The organism is Endozoicomonas atrinae, from assembly GCF_001647025.1.
Classification (GTDB): domain Bacteria; phylum Pseudomonadota; class Gammaproteobacteria; order Pseudomonadales; family Endozoicomonadaceae; genus Endozoicomonas; species Endozoicomonas atrinae.
In genome coordinates, this window is the sequence record NZ_LUKQ02000819.1 from 1 (window position 1) to 367 (window position 367).

A 367-nucleotide genomic window follows, 5' to 3' on the forward strand; every position below is an offset into this window, starting at 1 on the left:
GGATAGCGCCATTGCCGTCGCCGGTCAGCAGGCCGTTGCCCTGGTCGGTCAGGGTTTTATTCTGGCTGTTGGATATATAAGTCACGGTCAGACTGCCGGGCTTGATGCCGGGTTTCTCCACCGTGTGCCTGAAGGTCATATCATCCACCGGTACACTGCCGGTGCGAATGGTCACCTCGTCATCGTTCTGCGCCACATAGCTGTAAACGATGGCGCTGTCCGGGTCGGGCATGGCATCCAGGGTAATGGCCGCGGATCCGGTTGCAAAAATTATGGTTCCTGAACCGGAGCCGGAAAGCTGGCCTGCTCCTGTGTCCCGGATATCCTGCCACTTGCCCAGGGCGATATAACTCACTACCAGAGTACC

General features: G+C 58.0%; 1 protein-coding gene. It reads right to left on the reverse strand.

What is annotated here, in order from left to right; genetic code table 11:
* Window positions 1-367, reverse strand: a 367-nt coding sequence (locus AK963_RS34565) for an SH3 domain-containing protein (RefSeq protein WP_202969988.1), incomplete at both ends; no start/stop codon positions are given.